Origin of the sequence: Streptomyces sp. ICC4, assembly GCF_003287915.1 — a bacterium.
Taxonomy (GTDB): Bacteria; Actinomycetota; Actinomycetes; order Streptomycetales; family Streptomycetaceae; genus Streptomyces; species Streptomyces tritrimontium.
Window position 1 is genome coordinate 8534876 of sequence record NZ_CP030286.1, and the last position, 25386, is coordinate 8560261.

A 25386-nucleotide genomic window follows, 5' to 3' on the forward strand; every position below is an offset into this window, starting at 1 on the left:
CCGGGCACCCCGACCCCCGAGAGGCGGACCGGATGACCACGACGCCGACCACGAGGCCGATCACTGAGCCGCCCACGAAGCCGGCCGGGCCCGGGCTCCCGCTCGGCCGCGGCGCCCGCACCGCCGTCGTGGCGGCCGCGCTCGTGCTCCTGACGGGCGGATCCGTCGGGTACGCCCTGCACGCCGGGGACCGGGGGGACGGCCGGCCGGGCTCCGCGGCCGCCGACGCCTCCTTCACCCTCGACGGACCCGCCCTGTACTTCCGGGACTCCGCCACCGGGCGCGTCGCGCACCGGCCGCTGGCGGCGGACCCGGGCGGCGCCGCCGCCACGGCCTCCGGCGGCCCCGCCTGCGACCGGTTCCACACCGCCGGGGACAGCGCCCTGTGCCTGCGCGCCGAGCCCGGGGTGCTGCCGAAGACGTACGCCCTCGTCCTCGACCGGCAGTTGCGCGAGGTGCGCCGGATCAGCGTGCCGGGCGTGCCCACCCGGGCCCGGGTGTCCGCCTCCGGGCAGATGCTGGCCTGGACGGTCTTCGCCACCGGCGACTCGTACGCCACGAGCGCCTTCTCCACGCGGACCGCCGTCCTGGACCTGCGCACCGGCTACCTGGTCAAGTCCATCGAGGAGATCCCCCTCACCCTCGACGGCGAGCGCTACCACGCACCCGACGTCAACTACTGGGGGGTGAGCTTCGCCCGCGACGACGACCGCTTCTACGCGACCGTGTCGACCAAGGGGCGGACGTACCTCGTCGAGGGGAGCATGAAGGACTGGTCGGCCAAGACGCTGCGGCAGAACGTCGAATGCCCGTCCCTGTCGCCCGACGGCACCCGGGTCGCCTTCAAGAAGAAGGTGTCCGACGACCCGTCCGACCCCTGGCGGCTGTACGTCCTCGACCTGCGGACCATGGCCGAGACCCCGCTCGCCGAGACGCGCGGCCTCGACGACCAGGCGGCCTGGCTGGACGACGGTACGGTCGCCTACGCGCTGCCGGGCGCGGACGGACGCCCCAGCGACATCTGGACGGTCCCCGCGGACGGCTCGGGCGCACCCCGGCTGGCCGTCGCGGGCGGCTCGTCGCCATCGGCCCGCGACGGAGGGGGTTGACCCGCGAAGCCGGTCTCTTCCCGGATCTCCGAGGCGTCGCCGGCGTGGCGTCGCATCGTCGAAGCCCTGGACCACCGCGTCGAGCGGCGCCGAACCGCCGGGCACGACGGCTGAGTCCGGCGATCGGCCGCCACCGGAAACGGGCCGGCGCACCGTGGATCGGTGCGCCGGCCCGGCACTCTGACGGTCGCTCACACCGACTAGTCGGTGCCGAACTCCATGGCGGCGCGGTCCAGCAGTTCTTCGTCGCCGGAGACCTCGCCGCGCGAGGCGATGGCCTCGGCGCCGCCCTCGGGCATGGCGCCGATCAGCCCGGTGCCGGGCGCCTGGGCGACGCCGACCAGCTCGGGGTGGGCGGTGCCGACGATGCCGAGGCTGGCGTACTGCTCCAGCCGCGCGCGCGAGTCGGCGATGTCGAGGTTGCGCATGGTCAGCTGGCCGATCCGGTCCACCGGGCCGAACGCCGAGTCCTCGGTGCGCTCCATCGACAGCTTGTCCGGGTGGTAGCTGAAGGCGGGGCCGGTGGTGTTGAGGATCGAGTAGTCCTCGCCGCGCCGCAGCCGCAGGGTGACCTCGCCGGTGACGGCCGAGCCGACCCAGCGCTGCAGGGACTCGCGGACCATCAGCGCCTGCGGGTCCAGCCAGCGGCCCTCGTACATGAGCCGGCCGAGGCGACGGCCCTCGTTGTGGTACTGGGCGAGGGTGTCCTCGTTGTGGATGGCGTTGACGAGGCGCTCGTACGCGGCGTGCAGCAGCGCCAGGCCGGGGGCCTCGTAGATGCCGCGGCTCTTGGCCTCGATGATCCGGTTCTCGATCTGGTCCGACATGCCCAGGCCGTGGCGGCCGCCGATGGCATTCGCCTCCATCACCAGGTCGACGGCGGAGGCGAACTCCTTGCCGTCGATGGTGACCGGGCGGCCCTGCTCGAAGCCGATGGTCACGTCCTCGGTGGCGATCTCCACCGAGGGGTCCCAGAACCGGACGCCCATGATCGGCTCCACGGTCTCCACGCCGGTGTCGAGGTGCTCCAGCGTCTTGGCCTCGTGGGTGGCGCCCCAGATGTTGGCGTCGGTCGAGTAGGCCTTCTCGGTGCTGTCGCGGTAGGGCAGCTCGTGGGCGACCAGCCACTCCGACATCTCCTTGCGGCCGCCGAGCTCGGTGACGAAGTCGGCGTCGAGCCACGGCTTGTAGATGCGCAGGTGGGGATTGGCCAGCAGACCGTAGCGGTAGAACCGCTCGATGTCGTTGCCCTTGAAGGTCGAGCCGTCGCCCCAGATCTGGACGCCGTCCTCGAGCATCGCCCGGACCAGCAGCGTGCCGGTGACGGCGCGGCCGAGCGGGGTGGTGTTGAAGTAGGCGCGACCGCCCGAGCGGATGTGGAACGCGCCGCAGGCGAGTGCGGCCAGGCCCTCCTCGACGAGCGCCGCCCGGCAGTCGACCAGGCGCGCGATCTCGGCGCCGTAGGCCTTCGCGCGGCCGGGCACCGAAGCGATGTCGGGCTCGTCGTACTGGCCGATGTCGGCGGTGTAGGTGCACGGAACGGCACCCTTGTCGCGCATCCACGCGACCGCGACGGAGGTGTCGAGGCCGCCGGAGAAGGCGATGCCGACGTGCTCGCCGACGGGCAGAGAGGTGAGAACCTTAGACATGGGAAGAGTATGCACCGGAACACATGTTTATGCAAAATCGCGTTCCGAAGCGTTATCCGCCATCCGGTCCCGGGACCGGCCGGCGCCCGTGTGACCATGGCTTTCCGTCGAAGCCGCACCTCATGGGGGGACCATGCGCACCCGTACCACCGCCGCCCCGACCGGTCTTGCCGCCGCGCTCGCGGCGGTGCTCCTCCTGGCCGGCTGCACCGCCTCCGGCGGGACCCCGAAGGGCGGGGCGGGCGGCGCGGCCGGTTCGGCCGCCGCTTCCGCCGCGCCGGCGCCCGGCGGCGGACCGGCGTACGAGGGCCCCCGGCCGCAGGACCAGAACCTGCTGGCCTGGACCGGCGACCCGGGTGACGCGGGGCACGTCACCGCCCAGACCGCCGCCGGGGTGGGCGGCCGGGTGACGCTGGTCCGGATCGTCCTGCGCGAGCGGATCACCTGGTCCGCCATCTGGCTGGGGCTGGCCGGCATCGACCCGAACGCCCAGCTCTCCCGCTGCCAGCTCGGCGTCTACGACGCGGACGGCACCCTGGTCGCCTCCACGGCCGACGTGTCCCCGCAGCTGATGACCGAGGCGGTGGCCAAACCGCTGCCCCTGGCCAAGCCCTTCACCGCCGAGCCCGGCACCTACTTCATCGCCCTCCTCCTCAACGGCAGCTGGGCCACCAACGCCCTCACCCTCAAGGCCACGGGCGCCGGGATCTCGGTGAACGCGGGGCTGGCTCCCCCGGGCCTGCGCTACAGCACGGTCCTGACCGGCCAGAGCTCCCTGCCGGCCCGCGTGAACCTCGCCGAGCAGTCCACGAGCACGATCAACACCGGCTGGGGCAGCCAGTGGCTGCCTCTCATACACATTTCCGAGCCCATGAGAAAGGCAGAAATCTCGTATGCACCCTCCGCGTCGCACACCAGGGCGGCGCGGCGAACGAGGTGACCGCCGACGCCTGGGGCCCCGGCGCCGACTGGATCCTCGACCGGCTGCCCGAACTCCTCGGCGCCGCGGATGACCCCGCCGCCTTCGTCCCCCGCCACCGGCTCCTGCACACCGGCCACCGCCGCCGCCCGGGCCTGCGCCTGACCCGCACCGGCCTGGTCCTGGAGTCCCTGATCCCGACGGTCCTGGAGCAGAAGGTCACCGCCGACGAGGCCTACCGCGCCTGGCGCCGCCTCGTACGGCAGTACGGCGAGCCCGCCCCCGGCCCGGACCAGGGCCTCCACGTCATGCCCGACGCCCGCACCTGGGCGATGGTCCCCTCCTGGGACTGGCACAAGGCCGGCGTCGACGCCAAGCGCTCCGCCGCCATCGTCCGCGCCGCCCGCGCGGCCGCCCGCCTCGAAGAGGCCGCGGCCATGGACCTGCCCGCGGCGACCGCCCGTCTGGAGGCGATCCCCGGCATCGGCCCGTGGACCTCCGCCGAGACCCTCCAGCGCAGCAACGGCGCCCCCGACGCCGTGACCACCGGAGACCTGCACCTGCCCGGCATCATCGGCTACGCGCTGGCCGGGAACCGGGACGCCGACGACGCCGCCATGCTGGAGCTCCTCGCCCCGTACGCCGGCCAGCGCCACCGCGCGGCCCGGCTCATCCTGCTGTCCGGCGCCGCCCCGCCCCGCCGCACCCCCCGCATGCCCAGGGGCGACATCGGCAGGCTCTGAGCGTCTGAGCGTGTGAGGGTGTGAGGGTGTGAGGGTCTGAGGGGCGGCGGCCGGACTCAGCGGACCTCGATGAACTCCTCCGCCGCCCGCGCCGCCCGCTCCGCCGGAGCGGCCGCCGCGTGGCCCACGGCCACCGCGCCCATCGGGTCCCAGTCCTCCGGCAGCCCGAGCACCTTGCGCACCACGTCGCGGCAGAACATCGTCGAGGACACCCACGCCGATCCCAGCCGCTCCCCGGCCAGCGCGACCAGGAAGTTCTGCACGCCCGCGCCCATGGAGACCACGAACATCTCCCGCTCCGCCGCGTCCCGCCGCGCGTGCCCGTAGTCGTGCGCGCCGTCCGTGACCAGGCACGGCACCACCAGGTACGGCGCGTCCCGCAGCACGTCGCCGCGCCGGACCCGCTTCGCCACGGAATCCTCGGACTTGCCGTCGCGCCGCAGGTCCGCGATCCAGGCGTCCCGCATCGCGTCCAGCAGTTCCAGCCGCGCCGCCGCGGACTCCAGCAGCACGAACCGCCACGGCGTCGTGTGGTGCGGTGCCGGGGCCGTCACGGCCGCCGCCACCGCGCGCCGGACCGCGCCCGGGTCGACGGGCTCCGCCGTGAAGGCCCGTACGGTGCGCCGCTGCGTCACCGCTTCCCGTACCGCCTCCGAGGTGCCCAGCCGGAACATGTCGTCGGCCGGCGACCGCACCAGGTCGGCCGCCGAGGACCCCTCGCCCAGTACGTGCGCCAGCCCGCGCACGACCGCCACCGGAAGGCCCCGCGCCTTGCCCTTGACCAGGTCGCCGGCGGCGGCCAGCTCGTCGGCGGTCGCGACGATCGTGGCGCTCAGCGGGTTCCCGTGGGCATCGGTGCCGCCGCGCAGGTCGTCCAGGACCCGGACGCCCGCCGCGCCGATCGCCACGTCCGTGAGCCCGGTGCGCCACGGCCGTCCGAAGGTGTCCGTCACGATCACGCCCACGTCCACGGACAGCAGCTCCCGCAGCCCCGCCCGGATCGCGGCGGCCGAGCCGTCCGGGTCCGCGGGCAGCAGCAGGACGGTGCCGGCGGCGGTGTTCGAGGCGTCGACGCCCGCCGCCGCCATGACCAGCCCCTGCCGGTTCTCCACGATCCGCAGGGGACCCCGGCGCGCGACGACCCGCACGGTCTCGGCGTCTATCGCGGCCTCGCGCGTATCGGCGCGGACGATCCGGCCCTCCGCCTTGGAGACGATCTTCGAGGTGACGAGCAGGACGTCGCCGTCCCGCAGCCGGGGCCCGGCGGCCGCGATCAGCGCCGCCAGGTCGTCACCGGGCCGCACCTCGGGGATCCCGCCGACCGCCCGCACCTCGTAGGAGGTCGCGTGCGGGGCCGTCACCGGGAGGCCTCCGCCAGTTCCAGCGCGGCCCGCGCCATGTCCGCCGTGGCGGCCAGGTCCGTCATCATCAGCGGGACCGCCCGGCAGGTGATGCCGGCGGCCTCCACCTCGGCGACGGCGTCCGCGTCGGCGGTGTCGACGAGCCAGCCGTCGAGCAGCCCGGTGCCGTAGTGCAGGGCGACGGCGGCCGCGGTGGACTCGACGCCGACGGCGGCGAGCACCTTGTCGGCCATGCCGCGCACGGGCGCGCCCCCGACGATGGGGGAGAGGCCCACGACGGGCGCCGAGGCGGCCGCCACGGCCTCGCGGATGCCGGGCACGGCGAGGATGGTCCCCACCGAGACCACCGGGTTGGACGGCGGGAAGACGATCACGTCGGCGGCCGCGATGGCCTCCAGGACTCCGGGGGCGGGCTTGGCCTGCTCGGCGCCCACGGGGACGACGGCCTCGGCGTCCACCGCGGCGCGCATCCGGACCCAGTACTCCTGGAAGTGGATGACGCGGCGCTCGCCGGTCTGGGAGTCGGTGATCGCGACGTGGGTCTCGACCCGGTCGTCGGACATGGGGAGCAGCCGGACGCCGGGCTGCCAGCGTTCGCAGAGGGCCTCGGTGACGGCGCTGAGCGGGTAGCCCGCACCGATCATCTGGGTACGGACGATGTGGGTGGCGAAGTCGCGGTCGCCGAGGCCGAACCAGGTGGGTCCGACCCCGTACGCCGCGAGTTCCTCCTTGACGGTGAAGGACTCGTCGGTGCGGCCCCAGCCCTGGTCCTCGTTGATGCCACCGCCGAGGGTGTACATCACCGTGTCCAGATCGGGGCAGACCTTGAGCCCGAACAGGTGAATGTCGTCACCGGTGTTGCCGATGACCGTGATGTCCGCGTCGGGAACCGCGGTCTTTAGTCCGCGGAGGAAACGGGCGCCGCCGATGCCGCCGGCCAGAACAACAATGCGCATGGAGACAGTCTGTCAGCCGAAGGCTGATCCCTTGAGGGGTGGTGGTCGGGCGACGGGCGGGACTGTCAGCCGAAGGCTGATCCCTTGAGGGGTGGTGGTCGGGCGACGGGCGGGACTGTCAGGCCGCCCGCAGCGGGTGACGCCCCGGTCAGACCGGGAGGGTCTCGGTCAGGGCCGGGGAGCAGCTGTGCATCGGCATCCGGGTCAGGCCGGGGAAGTACACGTGCAGGCTGACCGCTCCGTCGAGGGTGTCGTTGACGACCTCGTGGGCGTAGCCCGGGGCGAAGATCCGCTGGGAGCCGGCGCCGAGGGCGAGCGGGCCGCGGGCGGTGTGCTCGGTGAGCTCGCCCTCCAGGACGGTGAGCACACCGGAGGAGTCGCCGTGGTCGTGCAGGCCGCTGCCCTGGCCGGGGACCCAGCTGAGGAGCCAGACCTCGTAGCCGAATGGGGTCTCCCCTGCTCGAGCGGAGCCGAGAGCTTGGGGAACGGTGCGCAGCCGGTGGTACCAGCGGGTGGTGGCGTCGTAGCGGACCAGGTGCTCCCACTCGGAGCGGTTCTCGGCGATGGAGCGGGCGAGGCCCACGAACTCGGCGACGGTGGCCGGGTGCTCGGGGGCGGGCCGCAGGAGGTGCTGGACGGAGAGGATGTCGCCGGCGATCTGGAGGTCGCTCTCGACCATCGCGGGGACGGCGGCGCCGCAGGCCATCCGCGACCTCGGTGACAAGGCCGCCGCCCGCCACATCGCGGACCACATCGAGGACTACGGCGGACGCCTGGACCGTCTCGCCGTCGCGGGGGACAGCGCCGGAGGCAATCTGGCCGCCGCCGTGGCGCTCGCCTTCCGCGACGAAGGGCGGCCGCTCGCGGCCCAGCTCCTCGTCTACCCCTGTCTCGACTTCACCGGTGACCACCCCTCCCGCACCGAGAACGCCACCGGCTACCTCCTGCGGACCCAGGACGTCCTGGACCTCCAACACCTCTACGCAGGCGACGACCCCACCGTCCGCGGCTCCTCCCACGTGTCCCCGCTGCGCGCCGGCAGCTTCACCGGCCTTGCCCCCGCCATCATCGGCACCGCCCAGTACGACCCGCTGCGCGACGAGGGCAACGCCTACGCCGAGGCGCTCGGGAACGCCGGAGTGAGGGTCTTCGCCCGCACCTACGAAGGACTGGTCCACACCTTCCTCAACCTCTTCCCGATCTCCCCCGCGGCGGACGCCGCTGTAACCGAGCTCTACGCCCAGCTCAAGAAGCGGCTCGCCTGACCCGTAGCTCAACCGTCTCGCCGGAAGCCTCCGCGGCCGTTTCGTGTGGGCCGCCGGTACGGCGATCCGAGGTTGGCGGTCCCCGTCGAGCGGGACACCTTCACTCGGAACGTGCAGTTCCCGTAGAGGGCGCAGTTCTGGTTGCGCCCCGTGGCGATGGCGCGACGACTGGATGCCCTGATGCGGCTGCGTTCATGAATGTGGTCCATACCAAGCCCTTGACAGGGTTTTCGGTCACTACTTAAATCACTTCGTGATGAAAGGGCCCGCCGGGCTCGACTTCTCGCCCCCAATCCCTGCCGGTGCAGCGATCATTCGGGTTCGCATGCACCCCCATCGTTGTCATATGCATGCCATGGGGCGATATATCCGCCATGCTCCCTGGAAGGGAGAGTCATGCACCCCCCACACTTATCCCGACGACTGCTGCTGTCTCTCGTCTCGGTCCTCACCCTCGCGTCACTGTCCACCGGACTTGCGCAGGGTGCGCCCGCGCCAGCGGCGCGGCCACCCGCGACTGCGGCCGCAGCAGTGGCTGCTGTCACCTTCTCCGACGATTTCGACGGACCGGCGGGCTCCGCCGTAGACGGCGGGAAGTGGCAGATCGAGACGGGCGACAACGTCAACAACCACGAGCGGCAGTACTACACGGCGGGCAACCGCAACGCCGCCCTTGATGGCCAGGGCCACCTGGCCATCACCGCCCGCCGTGAGAACCCGGCCAACCACCAGTGTTGGTACGGAAGATGTGAGTACACCTCCGCACGGCTGAACACAGCCGGCAAGTTCACCACGACGTACGGCCGGGTCGAGGCCCGGATGAAGATCCCGCGCGGACAGGGCATGTGGCCCGCGTTCTGGATGCTGGGCAGCGACATCGGCCAGGTTGGCTGGCCCAACTCCGGTGAGATCGACGTCATGGAGAACGTGGGCTTCGAGCCGTCCACTGTCCACGGCACCCTGCACGGTCCCGGGTACTCCGGCACCGGCGGAATCGGCGCCGGGTACGCCCTGCCCGGTGGTCAGGCGTTCGCCGACGCCTTCCACACCTTCGCCGTCGACTGGAGCCCCAACGCGATCACCTGGTCCGTCGACGGCACCGTATACCAGCGCCGCACCCCCGCCGACCTCGGCGGAAAGCAATGGGTCTTCAACAAGCCCTTCTTCCTCATCCTCAACCTGGCGGTCGGCGGCTACTGGCCCGGAGACCCCAACGGCAGCACGGTCTTCCCCCAGCAGCTCCTGGTCGACTACGTACGGGTCAGCACCGACAGCGGTCAGCCGGGCGGCGGCGGTCCCATCACCGGAACCGGCGGCAAGTGCGTGGACGTCGCGGGCGCGGGTACCACCAACGGCACCCCCGTACAGCTCTACGACTGCAACGCCAGCGCCGCCCAGCGCTGGAGCGTGGGCACCGACGGCACCATCCGCGCGCTCGGGAAGTGCCTGGACGTGGCCTCGGGAGGTACGGCCGACGGTACGTCGGTCCAGTTGTGGGAGTGCAACGGTTCCGCCGCCCAGCGGTGGGCCGTCCCCGGCGCTCAGGACCTCGTCAACCCGCAGGCGAACAAGTGCCTGGACGCCTCGGGCGGCAGCTCGGCCAACGGCACCCGATTGCAGATATGGACCTGCACCGGGGCCGCCCATCAGAAGTGGACGGTGACCCGATGACCACGAGACTCCTGCGCGGGCCCACCGTGCGCGGTGTGTTGGGCACAGCGGCGGCGGCCGCCCTCGTCACCGGCCTGAGCGGCAGCCCCGCGATCGGCGCGGCAGCGGCGACCGGCCAGGTCACCGGTCTCGGCGGCAAATGGGTCGACGTCGCCGGGGCGAGCAGCGCCAACGGTGCCGCCGTACAGCTCTACGACTGCAACGGCACCACCGCACAGCAGTGGAACGTCGTCGGCGACGGCACGATCCGCGCGCTCGGCAAGTGCCTGGACGTGGCATCGGGCGCACCGCCAACGGAAGCCGGATCCAGCTGTGGGACTGCAACGGCACCGCCGCCCAGCAGTGGTCGGCCACCGCGGCCCGCGACATCGTCAACCCGCAGGCGGACAAGTGCCTGGACGCGACGGGCAACAGTTCGGCCAACGGCACCCGGCTGCAGATCTGGAGCTGCACCGGCGCCGCCAACCAGAAGTGGACGGCGCCGGGCGGGGGCGGTACCCCGGCACCCGGACCGGGGGCCATGGCCGTGGCGCCGTACCTCTACAACGGCTGGGGGAGCCCGCCGAGCCCCACCGCCGTGACGAACGCAACCGGCGTCAAGTGGTTCACGCTCGCCTTCGTCCTCAGCAACGGCTACTGCAACCCGCAGTGGGACGGCAGCCGGCCGCTGACCGGAGGCGTCGACCAGCAGACGGTCAACACCGTGCGGACGAACGGCGGCGACGTCATCCCGTCCTTCGGCGGCTGGAGCGGCAACAAACTGGAGAGCTCCTGCGGCAGCGCGGGCGAGCTTGCCGCGGCATACCAGAAGGTCATCAACGCGTACGGGCTGAAGGCCATCGACATCGACATCGAGGCGGCGGCGTACGACAGCCCGACCGTCCAGCAGCGCACGGTCGACGCGCTGAAGACCGTCAAGGCCAACAACCCCGGCATCAAGGTGTACGTCACCTTCGGCACCGGCCAGAACGGCCCCGACAGCAGCTTGATCAACAAGGCCGCCGCATCCGGGCTGACCGTGGACAGCTGGACGATCATGCCGTTCAACTTCGGTGGCGCCGGCCAGAACATGGGCCAGCTCACCGTCCGCGCGGCCGAGGGCCTCAAGAACGCGGTCAAGAACGCCTACGGGTACTCGGACGACCTTGCCTACCGCCACACCGGCATCTCCTCGATGCACGGCATCACCGACAACGGCGAGACGGTGACCGTCGACGACTTCCGCACCATTCTCGGCTACGCCCAACAGCGTCACCTCGCGCGGCTGACCTTCTGGTCGGTCAACCGTGACCGGCCCTGCACCGGCGGCGGAGCCGACACCTGCTCGGGCGTTTCCCAGCAGCCGTGGGACTTCACCCGCGTCTTCGCCCCGGAAGACGGGTGACCCCTCCCTGTCGCTTATACCCATCTGACGGCGCCGACCATCCCGTCAGATGGGTATAAGAGCCCGCACCCCTGTGCTCGCCACCCTCGACCCCCTGCCGGATCCGCTCCCGGCAGGAGCTACCTTCGTACCGATCACCAGGACGGGGGGACGGGTTCATGGACGAGCGGCTCGAAGCCGAGGGCGAGGTGGCGGTCGCCCGCCTCAGCATCGACGGCGGGGACCTGCGGCACGCGGCGCGGCATCTGGGCGACGCGCTGGCCGCCGATCCCCGGCACCCCGACGCCTACGAGGCCCTGGCCGAGCTGGCCGCGGCCGCCGGCGGCCACGCGGCCGCTCTGGAACTGTTCGCCGACGACGCCTTCACCGGCTCGGTGGCTTGCGTCGCCCAACTGCACGCCGCCGCCGGCCAATGGGAGCCGGCCCTCGGCGCCCTCGCGGCGGTGCTGGGCGCCGAGCCCGACCGCCCGTGGGCGGTGGTCTCCTGGCTGGCCGACCCCGCGCTTCCCGGCCGACTGTCGCCCGCGGCCGTCGCGCAGGCCGTCGCGAGGCTGTCGCGCACCCTGCCCGATCCGCTGCCGCCCCGACTGCGGGAACCCGTAAGGCCGTTCTACTCGCTGGTCAGGGCCGTCACCGCCGCCCACCCCGGGGATTCGCTGCTGCACGCGATGGCCTCCACGCTCGCCCGGCGCTTCGGTGACGCCGCCGATGCCGTCGCATGGGCCGAGCGCGCCCGACAGCTCGAACCCGGACACGCACAGGCCGTCGTCCTCGGCTCCGCGCTGCACGCCGCCGGACGCTCCGCCGAAGCCCTGGCCGTGTGGGAGGCGGAGATCGCCCGCGACCCCTCGGGGGTGGACCTGTACGTCGACGTCGCCGAGCTCCACGGGAAGACCGGCCGGCCCGCCGAGGGCCTCGTCTGGCTCGAGCGCGCACTGGCCCTGGAACCCGACCACCCCAAGGCCGCACCCGCCGGGCACGCCCTGCGCCACGCCGTCGACGGGGGCACGGCGCACCTGCTGGCCCTCTCCGACCACCTGCGGGCCCATCCCGACCACGGCTACGCCGCCCACCTCCTGGACGGGCTCTGCGAGGACGAGCCGTGGCTCGGACACGTGCACCCGGCGTACGAGGCGAGCGTCAACGTGCTGCACCAGATGCTCGCCCGGCCCGGCACCGCCCGCGACCACGGGATCGAGCTGCTCTCCTCCGCCCTGGAGCCGCCCAGCACCCGCCTCGCCCTGACCATGGGATTCCCGCGCGCGACGGTCGACTACCAGTCCGTTCCCTCTCCCGATCCCCGCATCCCGCAGTACCAAGTCAGCACCGTTCTCTGGGAGTTCCACGGCCCGGAGGGGCGGGCCGCCCGCCCCTCGGTCGGCGCGCCTTCGGCCGAAGCCTCGGAACTGCTGCGGCAGGTGGCCGCGTTGGGCTGGCCTTCGCCCGGAGCCGCGTACGACCACGCCGTACGGCTGGCCGGGCTGTCCGCCGAGGACCTGCTGGCCCTGTGCGTGCACCCGCCGCTGCCCCTGGAGGACGAACAGGGAGCCCGTCTACTGGGCGGGCAGCCCGAGATGTGGGTCCGGGCGGTGCAGGTCTTCGCCTGCCTGGGGCTGGCCCACCACCGCGCGGACGAGCCCTGGCCCACGTCCCGCCGCAGGGCCCTGCTCGTCGACCTGCTCTTCGGTCCCGAGGACTGGACCAACGAGGCCGCCGGTTTCGCCCTCCTCGCCATAGCCTGGGCCGACCCCACCACCCGCGAGGACATCGGGGCCCGCCTGGTCGACCGCCTGCTGCACGTGGGCAAGGCCTGGCGGGAGCGCGACGCGACGATCCTCGCCTCGCTCTCCCGCCTCGTCCTGGCCTGCCCGTGGCTGCCCGAGACCTTCCTCAGCCTGGCCGGGGAGATGCTGAAGGCGGCCACCGACTTCCACTCCAGGCCGGCGGAGGACGCCGCGGAGCGCCAGGCGGACATCATGGCCGAGCTCGACGCGCGACGTGCGCCGGGCGCGGGTGCCGCGCGCGTCCCGAAGCCCCGGTCGCTCCTGAACCGCCTCTTCGGCCGGGCCCGCTGATCCCGCTCCCCGGCCGGCCGGTACCTGCCGGCCGGCCCGGGGCGGACCGTCCGCGGTGCTGCGACCGGCCGCTACATGGCGGAGCGCAGCATGCCCGCCGTCCTGGCCATGGCGGCCCTCGTCGGCTCGTCGACGGCCGTCCGCGCGGCGTCCTCCAGGAGCAGGGCGGCCGCCTGGAGCAGCCCGACGTGGACCGGGACGGTCTGCAGGCCGGTCAGTGCCGCCATCGCCTGGTCGGTGGCGCTCTGCGGGATGAGGGTGCTGACGCCGCGTCCGATGCCGCGTTCACGTGGGCCCTGCGCTGGTGTGGTCACCCGGCGATTCTCCATGATTCGGATACCGCTCGGCATCCGCGACGATCGGGTCCTACCGGCGCTTTGACCCGCAATACGGGGCACCGGCCACTCGCCGGACCGGTCAGGCGGTGCCCTGCGCGAAGGGGCCGGACGCGGTGAAGGCGAGCCGGGCGAAGCGTTCGCCGATCCGGCGGTGGGTGGCGGCGTCCGGGTGGAGCTCGTCGGGCAGCGGCAGGGCCGCGGAGTCGGCCTCGCCGTAGAGCTCGCGGCCGTCGACGTAGTACAGGTTCGGGTCGGTGGCGCCACGCTGTCCGACGATCCGGGCCAGCTCCTCGCGGATGACGCGCAGGGTCAGTTTCCCGCTCGCGCGCTCCGCCGGGTCGCCGGTGGCCACGAACCGGAGCCGTCCGGCGCTCAGCGCGGTCATGTCCGGGGCGCTGGGGCCGGGCGTGTCCTCGTGGATGGGGCACAGGATGGGCGAGAGGACCAGCAGCGGAGTGGCGGGGTGGCCTTCGCGGATGGTGTCGAGGAACCCGTGGACGGCGGGGGCGAAGGCGCGCAGCCGCATCAGGTCGGTGTTGACCAGATTGATGCCGATCTTGACGCTGACCAGGTCGGCGGGGGTGTCGCGCAAGGTACGGGCGGTGAACGGGTCGAGCAGCGCGCTGCCGCCCAGGCCCAGGTTGATCAGCTCCACGCCGCCGAGGGAGGCGGCGAGCGCGGGCCACGTGGTGCTGGGGCTCGCGGCGTCGGAGCCGTGGCTGATCGAACTGCCGTGGTGCAGCCACACCTTGCGGCCCCGGTCCGGTGCGGGCTCGACCGGGGCGTCCGTGCGCAGGGCCACGAGTTCGGTGGTCTCGTTGTGCGGCAGCCAGATCTCGACGTCCTTGGCGCCCTCGGGCAGTCCGCTGAAGGCAAGGGTGCCGGGCGGTCCGGGCCGGTGTTCGGCGGACCCGGTGGCCATGTCGATGACCAGGGTGTTGCCGCCGGCCACAGAGGCCTGGCCGGCCGGGCGGCCGCCGACGAGGAGGTCGTACACGCCGTCCGGCCGGGGCGGGGCGCCGACGTAGGCGCGCTTGGTGGGCAGCGTGTCCAGTTCGACGGCGGTGGCGCGGGTGCGGAAGACCAGCCGGACTCCGGAGGGCTGGGACTCCACCATGGCCAACTGCGGGTCCGCGCACTGGGCGCGGGCCCACGCGGGCAGCCGGTGCGGCAGCAGGCCGTGCTCGGTCTCCTCCAGTTCGAGGGCGCCGCGCACGAGGTCCGGGGTGATGGGCGTGGTGATCCAGTGGTGCGGGGTGTGCATCGGTTCAGCCTGCCACACCCCGGGTGGGCGCGGAGATGTGTGTAGGGGACAGCCTGTACGGGCACGGGCAAGGGCGCCGGGTGCTCCGCCTCGGGCTGCGGCTGCGGCTCGGGCAGGGGCCTCGGCGCCGGGGGCGCGTGGTGCGGCGCGGGGGCCGGCGGCTGCTCGGCGTGCGGCTTCGGCGGGTGCTGCGGCCGGGGCTCGGGCTTCTCCGGGGCCGGGTGGTCGTCGCACTCCTCCTCGGGGGAGTCGCCGGAGTCCCCGTAACCGCCCTGGTGCGGGGCTTGCCCGTGACCGCGGTCGTCGTGCTCCTCGTACCCGTTGCCGCGGCGGTCCTCGCGGCGCTCCTCGCGCTCGGAGAGGTACTGCTCGAATGCCTCGGCCTGTTCGGGGCTGAGGTAGCGCTCGTAGTCGTGTCCGGCGGCGTGCCCGGTGTCGGATCCGGTGCTGGTGGCGCAGTTGTTGCCCATCGCGGGGTTCAGGCCCGCCCCGGCGTCCACGGTGTTGCCGCACACGTTCGGTGCGAAGGTGACCGGTACCGAGACGCTGTTGCCGGCCAGCACACCCGGTGAATGCGAGGCCTCGGCCATGGCCCCGGGGTGCGCGTAGGCCGCGCCGGTCGCGATCGACAGCAGGCTCGACGCCGCGGCCGCGGTGAGCACCCCCTTGCCCAGTACCTGTCGGCTCAGTACCTGTCGCATGGGTCCTTCCCTGTCTACCGGCACGGCGGCCGGTGCTGAATCGAAGGTGGCCTCGGAGTGCACCGCCGTGCACTCCGAGGCCACCCCGAGGAGGTCTGCCCTTGCGGGCACAGGCGCTTCGTCAGGCGTTGACGCAGGTGTTGCCGAACGAGGGGTTCAGCAGCGCGATCACGTTGACGGTGTTGCCGCAGACGTTGACCGGGATGTGCACCGGGACCTGGAGCACGTTGCCGGACAGGACGCCGGGGGAGCCGACGGCCTTGCCCTCCGCGACCGAGTCGGCCATGGCGGGGGAGGCGGCACCGGCGGCCATCAGAATGCCGGCGGCCAGCACCACTGCCTTCTTGTACGTCATTTGTTTTCGATTCCTTCCCGCAGAGGTCTATCCGCTGCAGAATTAACAACGAGTGGATCAGGGAAAAGAAACCGGGGATTTTTGAGCCCTGTCGGCCAATTCACTCAGATGCTCGTGCGTCCGGAATTCCGGCCGGATTTCGACGGGGCCTTATGCGGGTCCCGACATGCGGCGAGGCCGCCGCGACCCGAAGGTGCGACGGCCTCGCTGGCGCGGTGCGCGGGGTGCTGTCAGCTGCCTGCGGAGGCGTTGCCGGACAGGACCGGGATGTTGCTGAGGATGTGCGAGAGAGCCTCGTCGCCCTTGGCCTGGGTGGAGTTCTCGGTGCACTGCTGGTTCTGCGGGCTGGACAGGACCGGGATGTCCTGGACGCCGACGTTGACCAGGGCCAGGACGGACTGGACGTTGGCCTTGGCGGGCAGCGCGATGCAGGGCTTGTTGAAGGAGCCCTGGATGAGCGCCATCTGCGGGCTCATGTTGCCGTAGGTGGCCTGGTTGCCGTAGATCTGCGAGGCGCCGTTGCCGTTGACGGTGTTGATGCCGTGGTCGTTGCCGATGGCCATGGCCTGCGGGGCCATGGCGGCACCGAGTCCGACGAACGAGGCGGCAACCGCTGCGCCGGCCGCAAACTTCTTGATCATGATGGTCCCTTTTTTGCAGGATTGCCCGGTACTCAAGCACCCGGATCAACGGCCCAACCGCGGTTCGGGTTGCGTGTCTTCACTCGGATGCCGACGTTTCGGGCGGCACGGTTGACGTCAGGCGTTGACGCAGGTGTTGCCGAACGAGGGGTTCAGCAGGGCGATCAGGTTCGCGGTGTTGCCGCAGACGTTCACCGGGACGTCGACGGGGACCTGGAGCAGGTTGCCGCTCAGGACGCCGGGGGACTCGCCCGTGAAGCCGTTCGCCGTCGCGCCGTCGCCGCCGTGCGCGGAGGCGAGGCCCGCGCCGCCCATCAGCATCGCGGCGCTCGCGACGGCCATGGTGGTGCCGCGCACCAGCCTCTTCTTCATCTCCGTTTTTCCTTTCTGTTCGAACAATCTTGCAGACCCATAACGACCCGCGCGGTCCGAGGGTGCGTGGTATCGCCCAAAAGGCCGTACGGGCGAGTCCGGCGTGATTTCCAGCCCGAGTTCTGACAAAGTTCACTCCTGTTTTGTCCCCCTGATCGAAATGAGAGACAGGGTCATGGGTTCCTCCCGCAGAATCGTCGGAACGCTCGGTCTGCTGTCCTGCCTCACGCTTTCGGCGAACGTGCCCATGGCGGGCGCCGCGGCCCCGGTCGGCAAGGAGGCGCCGAGGGTTCCGTTCACCCAGCGTTACCAGGCCGTGCAGCACGGCGGCCTGGTCCGGGCGTCGAACTCGTCGATCGGATGCCGCAAGGAGGAGTCCGCGCAGGCCGAGCCCTGCGCCGCGGTGAACAAGGGTGCCGCGGGGACCAACAGCGACTACGAGATGTTCTACGACGAGGTCGACAAGGACCCCGACACCTACAACTCCACCCGGGCCGAGCTCAAGGTCCCGCAGGGCGCGAAGGTCTCGTACGCCCGGCTGTACTGGGGCGGCAACCTGCGGGTCGGCGAGCAGAAGCCGCCGGAGGACAACGGCCGGGTGCTGGTCGCCGAGCCGGGCGGCGCGTACAAGGAAGTGCTGGCCGACACGGTGATCGGGCACCGCAGCGACAACGCGGGCGATGCCTACCAGGCCTCCGCCGACGTGACGCCGCTGGTCCGCAAGGGCGGCGCCGGTATGTGGACGGTGGCCCAGCTGAACATCGCCATGGGCCACTCGGACATGGGCGCCTGGGGCGGCTGGACGCTGGTCGTGGCCTACGAGCACCCGCAGGAGCCGGTGCGCAGGGTCTCGATCTGGGACGGCTTCGAAGGGCTGGCCGCCGGGGCCGGCGAGGCGGCGGGCGAGACGGTGCGGCTCACCGGTCTGGACGCCGCGCCCGGGGCTTCGGGGCGGGCCGGCGTGGTCGCCTACGACGGCGACCGCGGGACCCTCGGGGACTCACTCACGGTGACCGCGGACAGCGGACGCCGGATCAGTCTCAGTGACGGAGAAAATCCTTTTAATGATGTTATGAATTCCACGATCACGGAATTCGGACGTCCCTCGTTCGTGCGACAGCCCGAACACGTAAACAATCTCGGATATGACGCGGACGTGTTCGATCTGAGTCCCGCCCTGTCCGGTGGCGCCCGTAGCCTGACCTTCGGGTTCACGGGTGAAAGTCAGGGTCATTTCCTCGGTGTGCTCTTCGTTCAGACAGACGCGCGCCGCTGAACGCAGGAGATCACTCCACGTGCCGACGCAGCCTTCCTCCCCCACCCCCCCCTCCTCTCCCTCTCTCCCGCCCTCACCCCCCTCCCTCCCCCACCTCCCGCCCCCCGGGGCCTAGCTCAGCCCCTCCATGCCCGCCCTGACCACCTCACCCCCGTCCGTCCCCTCCACGATGCCGTCCCCCTGATCTCCGCCCCCCTCCCTAACACCCGACCGCTTTGCCCCCGGGCCTACATCTCACGCCCCCCCCCCCTCCGCCACGCCCCTGCCTCACTCCCGCCTCTTCTCTTTATGCCCCCCCCGCCGTTGTGCCGTCTCTCCCTCCCCACCTCAAGACCGACCGGGATGAAGATCGACGCGGCGGGCGTGGACGCGAAGAAGATGGTCGACCTGAAGGTGGACGCGGCCGGCGAACTGGGCGTGCCCGACGCCGACACTGACGCGAACAACCCCGGCTGGTGGACCGGGGGCGTCACCCCGGGCGAGAAGGGCGTGTCCGTCCTCGTCGCCCACTTCGACACGAAGTACGGTCCGGCCCTGATGAGGAACGTGAAGGACATCAAGCTCGGCGACGTGATCGAGGTCCCGCGCGAGGACGGCAGGACGGCGAGGTTCAAGATCCGCGAGATCGAGGACGTAGACAAGAAGGCCTTCCCCACGGCCAAGGTCTACGGCGACACCCCCCGCCCCGAACTCCGCCTCCTGACCTGCGGCGGCGCCCTCAAGAACGGCCACCGCACGAACAACGTCATCTTCTACGCCGACCTGACGCGGTAAACCCCGGACGGCTGGGCGATGCCAGCGGCAGATACCAGAGGCCCCCAGCCAAGATCGGCTGGGGGCCTTTGCGCTTGTGCCCTCGGCAGGATTCGTACCTGCGACACCCGCTCTAGTGCTGTGACCGGAAAGGTTCACCGGGTCGCGGCGCCCGGCACGGCACCTCGCCGCGTTGTCGGACCACCGAAGTACGTCCAGTACAAGCGGCGGCCCTCCGCCCGGGGGCCCCTCCCGGCGGTAGCTGGGGGAGGGGCACCGCACCGGACACCGCGACCCGGCAAACCTTCCCGGCCACAGCACTAGGAGTGGGATCGAATCCGTGCCGGGCGGTCCCGGACCGTGCCGGGCGCCGCGACCCAGTCCGCGCAGCGCGACGTGGAAGACGATGCCGGTGACTGTGATTCCTACCAGGCCGATCAGCCTGAACACCCGGAACACGGTCGAGGACCTGTCCGGGTTGATGGCGAGCAGCAAGCACGTTGCGCCCACGATCAGGTTCGACTGGACCGTGAAGAACGCGAAGGCGTTCAGGGCGCGGCCCAGGGGACTACCACCGAACCTGGCTGTACCGGTGTACCCCAAGGCCGGGTGAGAGGAGGGGTACGCCGGTGATCCCTCCCCTCATCGGTTCTACGGGTGCGGCCGGGGCCGAACGGCACGGGTGACGTTGCGGATCAGATGCTCGTCCACGCGTCGAGGAAGGCCTTCCGCCTGGACGGGTCGGCTGATTTGTGGTCCGCGTGCAGGACGCGCCAGGCGGTGAGTTCGAGGTCGCGGAGCCACAGCTCGCCGATGACCTGCGTTTTGAGGTCGGGGAGGTGGTCGGACTCGGCGAGTGCCTGGCCGATGACTTCTGCGGCCGCGATGCGCTGGGGCGGGGTCATCTCGTCGAAGGCCGAGAGGATCTGGCCGGCCAGGCCGGTGCCTTCTCCTGCCAGTGAACTCAGCACGCACGCTTTGATGTTGGCGGGCAGGAGGTAGAGGGAGCCCGAGGACCTCCACAGGTCCGACCAGAAGTGCTCACCGGACTCGGTGGGGGCGGGGAGCGCGGCCAGCAGGCCGAGGAGGTGTGCGGTGGCCGCGTATCCGTCGGAGTGTGCCGATGCGACGACGGCGATGTCCGCGACGCGCTCCACGTCGATGTGGCCGGCTTCGAGGCGTGGGTCCAGTCCCAGCCGCTGTTCCAGCTGATGGGAAAGGGGGGCGGACGCGTGGGAGCGGAACTCGGGAAGCATCGGCGGTCCTTGGACGTAGGAGAGCGGAGAGGCCCGTTCGGAAGTCCAGATCGTTCCCCTGACCCGCCGGATTACACGAGTTCCACGGCCCCAGTTGGCGGCGGATCGCCAGGCCCGCAACCAAGAGGCGGCCGAACCAGCCGCGCCCGGCGATGCCGCGCCGGAGGACTGCGGCACACCTCGGGCAATGCCGCTCCGGACAGGCTCCTAGCATGGACTCATGGTTGCCAGTGATGCCCAGCAGCACGAGTCAGGACGGGAAGTAGTGCCCCGGGACGACGCCGAAGCCGGCCATGTTGTCTCCGCACCGACGGATGGAGGCAGCGAGGGCTCCGAGCCTCCCGCCGGCCTGCTCGAGCGAGCGGCCGATCTGGTGGAGCCGATCAAGCCGAAGCTACGGGGCTGGCTCCACGCCGGCATGGTCCCCGCGTCGCTGGCCGCGGGCATCGTACTCATCTGCATGGCAGGAACACCACAGGCCACCGTGGCCTGCACCGTGTACGCCGTCACCGCCTGGCTGCTGTTCGGGACGAGCGCCGTCTACCACCTCGGCACCTGGGGACCGCTCGGCGAGGCCGTCCTGCGCCGCCTCGACCACGCCAACATCTTCCTGATCATCGCCGGCACCTGCACCCCGCTCGCCGTCCTCCTTCTCGCCCCTGACCAGCGGTCCGTCCTCCTGTGGATCGTGTGGACGGGCGCTCTGGCCGGCATCGCCTTCCGCGTCCTGTGGATCGGAGCGCCCCGCTGGCTGTACACGCCCTGCTACCTGGCCCTGGGCTGGGCACCGGTGCGCTACCTGCCCGACTTCCTGCACAGCGGCGGCGCGGCCGTACTCACCCTGATCGTGACGGGCGGGCTGCTCTACAGTGCGGGCGCGGTCGTGTACGCCCTCCAGCGCCCCGACCCCTCACCCCGCTGGTTCGGCTACCACGAGGTGTTCCACGCCCTGACCGTGGCAGCTTTCACCGCGCACTGCATCGCCGTCTTCCTCGCTGCCTACTGAGCACGATGACGTGGCGGTGCATGCCTGCCCGGTTGTGTGGGGCCGGTGCTTTGCCGACCGGCTTCGGGTGCGGGCGCGGGCGGGCGGCGCAGGGAGACGTAGTGGTCGCCGACCGCGGACAGGTAGGTGTGGTCGGCTGTTTCGCTGTCGGTGGTGAACCGGGGCGCGGCTTTGATGTCTTCCTGCGTGCCCGAGACCTTCACCGCCTGCGCTTCGGTGTCGATGTGGGTGACGGCGCCGGCCGGGATCAGGACGCTCCTGCCGAACACCCACACACCGGTGTCGACCACCAGGTGCTGCATGCCGGGCTGGTCCTGCTGCCGGTCGACGTGCCCGATGACACCGTCAGCGGCTTCCACGGTGAATCCCACCAGTGACTGCCCGGGCGTGTAGCCGCTGTCCTGCGCGTACATCCACACTCCGCTCACAGAGCATCTCCTCGTCCTCGTCCTCGGCGACCGGGCGTGGTGGCTCGGTGCACCACCGGTTCGCGTCTGCCCGACCGCATGCCCCGGTGCCTGCTGCGCAACCGAGTCCGCAGAGGATTCCGGGCCGGAGTCCCCGCCGCGGCGAGAAGGACGACGAGGCCGCAGTGGTACGAACGTCGCCCTCTGGGCCCGTGCGGCGGGCGCAGGGAGGGCATTCGGGTCCGGCTCGCGGTGCCGGAGGGTGCGGCAAGAGGAGAGGCCGAAGAGGTCATGCGCCTGCGCACCCCCGTCACCTCGGGAATGCTTGAAGATCGGGAGCCCGCCGTTGCCGACGGGCACGATCACCTCAGGCCGATGCCGATGCCGATGCCGATGCCGGTGGGGCGGAGGATTCGCCGGCGCGGCGGTATTCGGCGTTGATGCGTTGGGCTTCTTCGAGTTGGTCTTCGAGGATGATGATGCGGCAGGCGGAGTCGATCGGGGTTCCCTGGTCGACGAGTTCGCGGGCGCGGGCAACACCATGTCCCTCGAGGGCATGTACTCCCAACTGCGCGGCGGAGCACTCGGCTTCAAGCTGCACGAGGACTGGGGGTCCACCCCCGCCGTCATCGATGCCTGCCTCACCGTCTGCGAGGAGACCGGCGCCCAGGCCCCCATCCACCCCGCCACCCTCAACGAGGCCGGTTCCGCCGCGGACCCCCTCGCCGCCATCGGCGGCCAGCCCCTCCACTCGTACACCACCTAGGGCGCGGGCGCCGGGCCCGCCCCCAGCTCCATGCCGAGCCCGTCACCCGCCTCCCCGTCGGACACCACCCGGACCGCGTCGGCGTGCCGGCCGCCCCGGGACCACAGCCAGCGCCATTTGCCCCGCCACTCGGCGCCGGTGTCCTCGCGCTCCTGCGGGCAGCGCACCACCACCTGGTAGAGCAGCCCCAGGGGCCGGGGCCGGCCGCGGGGGCCGCGCGGGACCGGCCACTGGTCGAAGTCCGAGTCCAGCAGCTCGTACGGCACGTGGAACTCGATCCGCTCCACCTCCTGCGGCGGCCGCCCGGCCTCGGCGTGCCCGGCCGGTGCCCGGCCCGCGCTGCCGAGCCGGCGCAGGAGTTCCTCGCGGACCGCGTCCAGCGGGACGGGCTCGCCCTCCGACTCCCAGATGTGCTCGTACGCCTCCCGGCGGCCGGGCCCGCCCGCCGGCTCCCGCACCCGCCCCGGCTCGTCCCGGCGCAGCCACATCCGGGCCAGGAACCCGTCCTCGCCGCCCGGCGACGGCTCCAGCCGCACGTGCAGGGCCGTTCTGCGCGCGGGCGGGGGCGGGGGCAGGAGCACGGGCAGGGCGAGGCGTTCGAGGGTGGTGCTCACCCAGTCGCGCAGCAGGGCCGCCCACCGCTCGTCGCCCGCGCCGGCCCGCTCGCCGAGGAACCGTACGAAGGGCACCGCGAGCGGCATCCCGTCCGGGCCGCCGTGGCGTTCGTCGAGGTCCGAGGCCACCTCCAGCAGGGTGTCGCCGGGCAGCCCGCCCTGGAGCGGGGCCGCGCAGCCGGCCGCCCGGAACGCCCACACGTACGCCTCGTAGGCGCACCGGGGCAGGTCCCGGCCCTCGAAGAGCCTGCCGAGCCCGTCCCAGGCGGCCTGGTCCAGGCGGGCCGCGCGCGGCAGCGTCACCCCGGGCTGGTCCTCGTCGAGGAAGGAGCAGGCGTCCCAGTCCCGGTCCACGACGAACTGCGGGAGCTGCCAGCCCTCTCCGCGCTCGCGCAGTTCGCCGAAGGCACGGTGGATGGAGCGGGCCGTGTCGGCGAGCCCCTCGACGCCCTCCCGCACGGAGCGCCCGCCCAGTTCCCCGAGGAGCGCCTCCGTGAAGCGCCCCGCGCCGCGCTCCGCGTCGTTCTGCGCGGCCTCGCCCTCCCGGGAGGCGTACAGCCGGAACTGCCGCCGGCCGGGGACGGTGGCGCCGCCGCCGTAGTCGCTGCTGCCGAAGTTCCACCGGGCATCGCGCGGGGCGTCGACCCGGCAGGCGTCCACCAGGGCCGCCTGGAGCGGGAAGCGGCGGTGTTTGACGAGGTCGGTGCGCCACCAGCGCAGCGCGGAGTCGAGGTTGAGGTGGCGGATCCGGCCGGGCCGGGCGTCCGCGCAGGGCAGCATCAGCTCACCGCCGCGCGGATCGGTGTAGCCGTGCCCGGCCCAGAAGATCCAGAGCAGGTCACCGTCGCATTCGGGGAGTTCGTCGAGGAGCGCGGACTTCGCGTTCTCCTCGGTGGCGGGCCGGTACGTGCCGCGCAGGGCCTCCAGCCCCGGCGAGCCCGCCCAGTCGAGGGCGTCGGGGTCCTCGAGCGGGGAGAGCAGCAGCCTCACGTGGTCCGGCGGCACCTGTCCCGGCCCGGTCAGCCAGCGGGCGAACCGCAGGGCGTCGCGGGCCGGTCCGTGGAGGTTCCAGTGGTGGCTGACGGCATAGCTCTCGACCCCGGCGACGAGCGCGAAGGTGCGCCCGGGCCCCAGGGTCGGGGGCAGGAATCCCTGGGGGATCACCCGGTCTCCGCTTCGCCCACCGCCTGTTCGATGCGCGCGTAGAGCGCGTCCTGTTTCCAGTAGGCGCTGTGGCAGGCCGGGAACGGCTGGCGGCTGGAGATCTCGTGGTCGCTGACGCGCGGGTCACCCGCGAAGACCGGCTCGGCGAGGTAGGAGAGCACGTCCTGGCGGTCGTAGACGTTGAGCCAGCGCGGGAAGGCGTACGGGAGGGACGCGCCGGGCTCGATCCCCGCCAGCGCCCCGAGTTCGTGGAGGAAGGGCGCCTGCGAGCCGACGGTGACGAGCAGCGCGGCTCCGGGCACGGGCTCGCCGCGGGCGGCGGCGAGCGCGAGGAGGTCCACGAGGGCGACGCCGCCGAGGCTGTGGCCGATGAGCACGGTCGGTCCCTGCCCGGCGGTGATCCGTTCGCCGAGGAAGGCGCGCAGGTCGGCGCCCCGGGCCTGGTAGCGCAGGATGTCGCCGAGGGCGGGGGCGCTGCCGACGGTGAGGGAGCCGCGCCAGGCGTTGAGCAGCGGCTGGGTGGTGACGCGCTGGGCGAGGCGGCCGAGGACGGCCGCGGCGCGGGCGCCGGGGACCCGGGCGTCGCCGCCCAGGCGGGTGGTGAGCAGTTCGACGAGGCGGTCGCGCTCGGCTCCGGTGCAGTCGGCCTCGGCTCCGGCCGAGGCGAGCGCGGCGGCGGTCACCGCGCGGGCGAGGGCGGTGGCCAGCTCGCGGGCGTGCGGCTGCTCGGTGGCGCGGGCGCCGGCGCGGGCGGCCTCGGCCGAGCGGGCGACGGACTCCAGGGCTCCGGGGAAGCCGGCGGCGAGACCGGTGCCGAGCAGCAGCGCGGCCTGTTCCCCGCCGTCGGGGACCCCGCAGACGCCGGCCAGCAGGTCCAGCACCCGGGCCCCGGGTGAGCGGACGCCGGGCATGGCGAAGGGGTCGTCGGCCCCGGTCTCCCAGCCGGCCTCGGCCAGCACCCGCAGCTCGCACAGCGGGTCGGCGACGAGCAGGGCCCATTCGGCGGTCTCGGGGTCTCCCGGGACCGGGGCACCGTCGGGGGCGCGCAGTCCGGGGACGGACCGGCCGTCGGCGCCGAGGGTGGCGCCGAAGCGCTCGCCCCAGAAGCAGGAGTCGACGCAGGCGTCGGGGAACCGGGCGGTCAGCCGGTCCCGGACCAGCGCGAAGAGCGTGTCGTGCCGCTCGCGCCGCACCCCCGTGCCGTGCACAAACAGGAATCTCATCGCGGCTCCGCCCCCTCGCACCGTCGTCCCCCCGCTCGGCACGATAGCGCCGCTCGGCGAACAGGGCCCCTGGAACGTCGAGTTCACGGGTTCGCGTGCTCCGCGGGTTCTCGTGCTT

20 protein-coding genes and 4 pseudogenes are annotated in these 25386 nt (G+C 72.3%); 11 read left to right on the plus strand and 13 right to left on the minus strand.

Annotation, left to right across the window (positions count from 1 at the left end; translation table 11 throughout):
- Nucleotides 1–32 precede the first annotated feature (32 nt).
- Entirely contained in the window at nt 33–1109 is a 1077-nt protein-coding gene (locus DRB89_RS40115) for a PD40 domain-containing protein (protein ID WP_112463706.1), read from the plus strand.
- A gap of 200 nt (nt 1110–1309) precedes the next feature.
- On the opposite strand, the gene argG is transcribed toward DRB89_RS40115, so the two are convergent.
- Nucleotides 1310–2758, minus strand: coding sequence for an argininosuccinate synthase (argG, locus tag DRB89_RS40120; protein ID WP_112452845.1), 1449 nt, complete (start codon nt 2756–2758; stop codon nt 1310–1312).
- Nucleotides 2759–2891: 133 nt separating this feature from the next.
- On the opposite strand from argG, the gene DRB89_RS40125 reads away from it, so the two are divergent.
- A complete protein-coding gene (locus DRB89_RS40125) occupies nt 2892–3698 on the plus strand; it encodes a hypothetical protein (RefSeq protein WP_239516619.1) in 807 nt (268 codons plus the stop codon).
- Nucleotides 3689–4420: pseudogene (locus DRB89_RS40130) on the plus strand (DNA-3-methyladenine glycosylase 2 family protein); the annotation flags it as partial. The gene DRB89_RS40125 and the pseudogene DRB89_RS40130, both read left to right, overlap by 10 nt.
- A 56-nt stretch (nt 4421–4476) precedes the next feature.
- Here the strand turns inward: DRB89_RS40130 and DRB89_RS40135 are convergent.
- From DRB89_RS40135 to DRB89_RS40145, 3 genes are all read right to left on the minus strand, one after another.
- Nucleotides 4477–5781, minus strand: coding sequence for a coenzyme F420-0:L-glutamate ligase (locus DRB89_RS40135; protein WP_112452832.1), 1305 nt, complete (start codon nt 5779–5781; stop codon nt 4477–4479).
- A complete protein-coding gene (cofD, locus tag DRB89_RS40140) occupies nt 5778–6737 on the minus strand; it encodes a 2-phospho-L-lactate transferase (RefSeq protein ID WP_112452831.1) in 960 nt (319 codons plus the stop codon). The genes DRB89_RS40135 and cofD overlap by 4 nt, the downstream gene beginning before the upstream one ends.
- A gap of 148 nt (nt 6738–6885) precedes the next feature.
- Nucleotides 6886–7416: a cysteine dioxygenase family protein gene (locus DRB89_RS40145; protein WP_112463707.1), complete on the minus strand. Its 531-nt coding sequence runs from the start codon at nt 7414–7416 to the stop codon at nt 6886–6888.
- Here DRB89_RS40145 and DRB89_RS40150 point away from each other — a divergent pair.
- The 4 genes and pseudogenes from DRB89_RS40150 to DRB89_RS40165 all read left to right on the plus strand — a co-directional run bounded on the left by DRB89_RS40150 (nt 7382) and on the right by DRB89_RS40165 (nt 13132).
- Nucleotides 7382–8002, plus strand: a complete 621-nt coding sequence (locus DRB89_RS40150; RefSeq protein ID WP_112463955.1) for an alpha/beta hydrolase fold domain-containing protein — start codon at nt 7382–7384, stop codon at nt 8000–8002. The two genes, DRB89_RS40145 and DRB89_RS40150, sit on opposite strands and share 35 nt — an antisense overlap.
- A gap of 396 nt (nt 8003–8398) precedes the next feature.
- Nucleotides 8399–9673 (plus strand): glycoside hydrolase family 16 protein, encoded by a 1275-nt coding sequence (locus tag DRB89_RS40155; RefSeq protein WP_112452853.1) that lies wholly within the window; start codon nt 8399–8401, stop codon nt 9671–9673.
- Nucleotides 9670–11057 (plus strand): annotated as a pseudogene (locus DRB89_RS40160) (ricin-type beta-trefoil lectin domain protein). Before DRB89_RS40155 ends, DRB89_RS40160 begins: the two are co-directional and overlap by 4 nt.
- A 158-nt stretch (nt 11058–11215) precedes the next feature.
- Nucleotides 11216–13132 carry a tetratricopeptide repeat protein gene (locus DRB89_RS40165; RefSeq protein ID WP_112463708.1) on the plus strand — a complete coding sequence of 639 codons (1917 nt, stop codon included), beginning with the start codon at nt 11216–11218 and terminating at the stop codon, nt 13130–13132.
- A 71-nt stretch (nt 13133–13203) separates the two neighbouring features.
- Here the strand turns inward: DRB89_RS40165 and DRB89_RS40170 are convergent, their stop codons facing one another.
- The 5 genes from DRB89_RS40170 to DRB89_RS40200 form a co-directional block, all read right to left on the minus strand.
- Nucleotides 13204–13446 (minus strand): hypothetical protein, encoded by a 243-nt coding sequence (locus DRB89_RS40170; RefSeq protein WP_112451521.1) that lies wholly within the window; start codon nt 13444–13446, stop codon nt 13204–13206.
- A 103-nt stretch (nt 13447–13549) separates the two neighbouring features.
- Nucleotides 13550–14734 (minus strand): GDSL-type esterase/lipase family protein, encoded by a 1185-nt coding sequence (locus DRB89_RS40175; protein WP_112451522.1) that lies wholly within the window; start codon nt 14732–14734, stop codon nt 13550–13552.
- A gap of 822 nt (nt 14735–15556) precedes the next feature.
- The gene (locus DRB89_RS40190; RefSeq protein WP_112451358.1) at nt 15557–15790 is read right to left on the minus strand and encodes a chaplin; all 234 of its coding nucleotides are present in this window, start codon (nt 15788–15790) and stop codon (nt 15557–15559) included.
- 230 nt (nt 15791–16020) lie between these two features.
- Nucleotides 16021–16431 (minus strand): rodlin, encoded by a 411-nt coding sequence (locus DRB89_RS40195; protein WP_112451357.1) that lies wholly within the window; start codon nt 16429–16431, stop codon nt 16021–16023.
- A gap of 117 nt (nt 16432–16548) precedes the next feature.
- On the minus strand, nt 16549–16803 hold the full coding sequence (locus DRB89_RS40200) for a chaplin (RefSeq protein ID WP_162688934.1): 255 nt from the start codon (nt 16801–16803) through the stop codon (nt 16549–16551).
- A 103-nt stretch (nt 16804–16906) separates the two neighbouring features.
- On the opposite strand from DRB89_RS40200, the gene DRB89_RS40205 reads away from it, so the two are divergent.
- Nucleotides 16907–18079 (plus strand): DUF3344 domain-containing protein, encoded by a 1173-nt coding sequence (locus DRB89_RS40205; protein ID WP_112451356.1) that lies wholly within the window; start codon nt 16907–16909, stop codon nt 18077–18079.
- Nucleotides 18080–18421: 342 nt separating this feature from the next.
- The gene (locus tag DRB89_RS40210) at nt 18422–18853 is read left to right on the plus strand and encodes a sortase (protein ID WP_112452865.1); all 432 of its coding nucleotides are present in this window, start codon (nt 18422–18424) and stop codon (nt 18851–18853) included.
- A 674-nt stretch (nt 18854–19527) separates the two neighbouring features.
- Here the strand turns inward: DRB89_RS40210 and DRB89_RS40220 are convergent.
- Nucleotides 19528–20088 (minus strand): hypothetical protein, encoded by a 561-nt coding sequence (locus DRB89_RS40220; RefSeq protein ID WP_204357944.1) that lies wholly within the window; start codon nt 20086–20088, stop codon nt 19528–19530.
- Between the two features lie 220 nt (nt 20089–20308).
- Here DRB89_RS40220 and DRB89_RS40225 point away from each other — a divergent pair, with 220 nt between their 5' ends.
- Entirely contained in the window at nt 20309–21094 is a 786-nt protein-coding gene (locus DRB89_RS40225) for a hemolysin III family protein (protein ID WP_239516620.1), read from the plus strand.
- Nucleotides 21095–21180: 86 nt separating this feature from the next.
- On the opposite strand, the pseudogene DRB89_RS40230 reads toward DRB89_RS40225, so the two are convergent.
- Nucleotides 21181–21522: pseudogene (locus tag DRB89_RS40230) on the minus strand (PRC-barrel domain containing protein); the annotation flags it as partial.
- A 511-nt stretch (nt 21523–22033) separates the two neighbouring features.
- Between DRB89_RS40230 and ureC the strand changes: the two are divergent.
- Nucleotides 22034–22264 (plus strand): annotated as a pseudogene (ureC, locus tag DRB89_RS40235) (urease subunit alpha); the annotation flags it as partial.
- On the opposite strand, the gene DRB89_RS40240 reads toward ureC, so the two are convergent.
- Entirely contained in the window at nt 22264–24045 is a 1782-nt protein-coding gene (locus DRB89_RS40240; protein ID WP_112463711.1) for a caspase family protein, read from the minus strand. The pseudogene ureC and the gene DRB89_RS40240 overlap by 1 nt on opposite strands.
- Entirely contained in the window at nt 24042–25268 is a 1227-nt protein-coding gene (locus tag DRB89_RS40245; RefSeq protein WP_162688935.1) for a hypothetical protein, read from the minus strand. Before DRB89_RS40245 ends, DRB89_RS40240 begins: the two co-directional genes overlap by 4 nt.
- Nucleotides 25269–25386 lie beyond the last annotated feature (118 nt).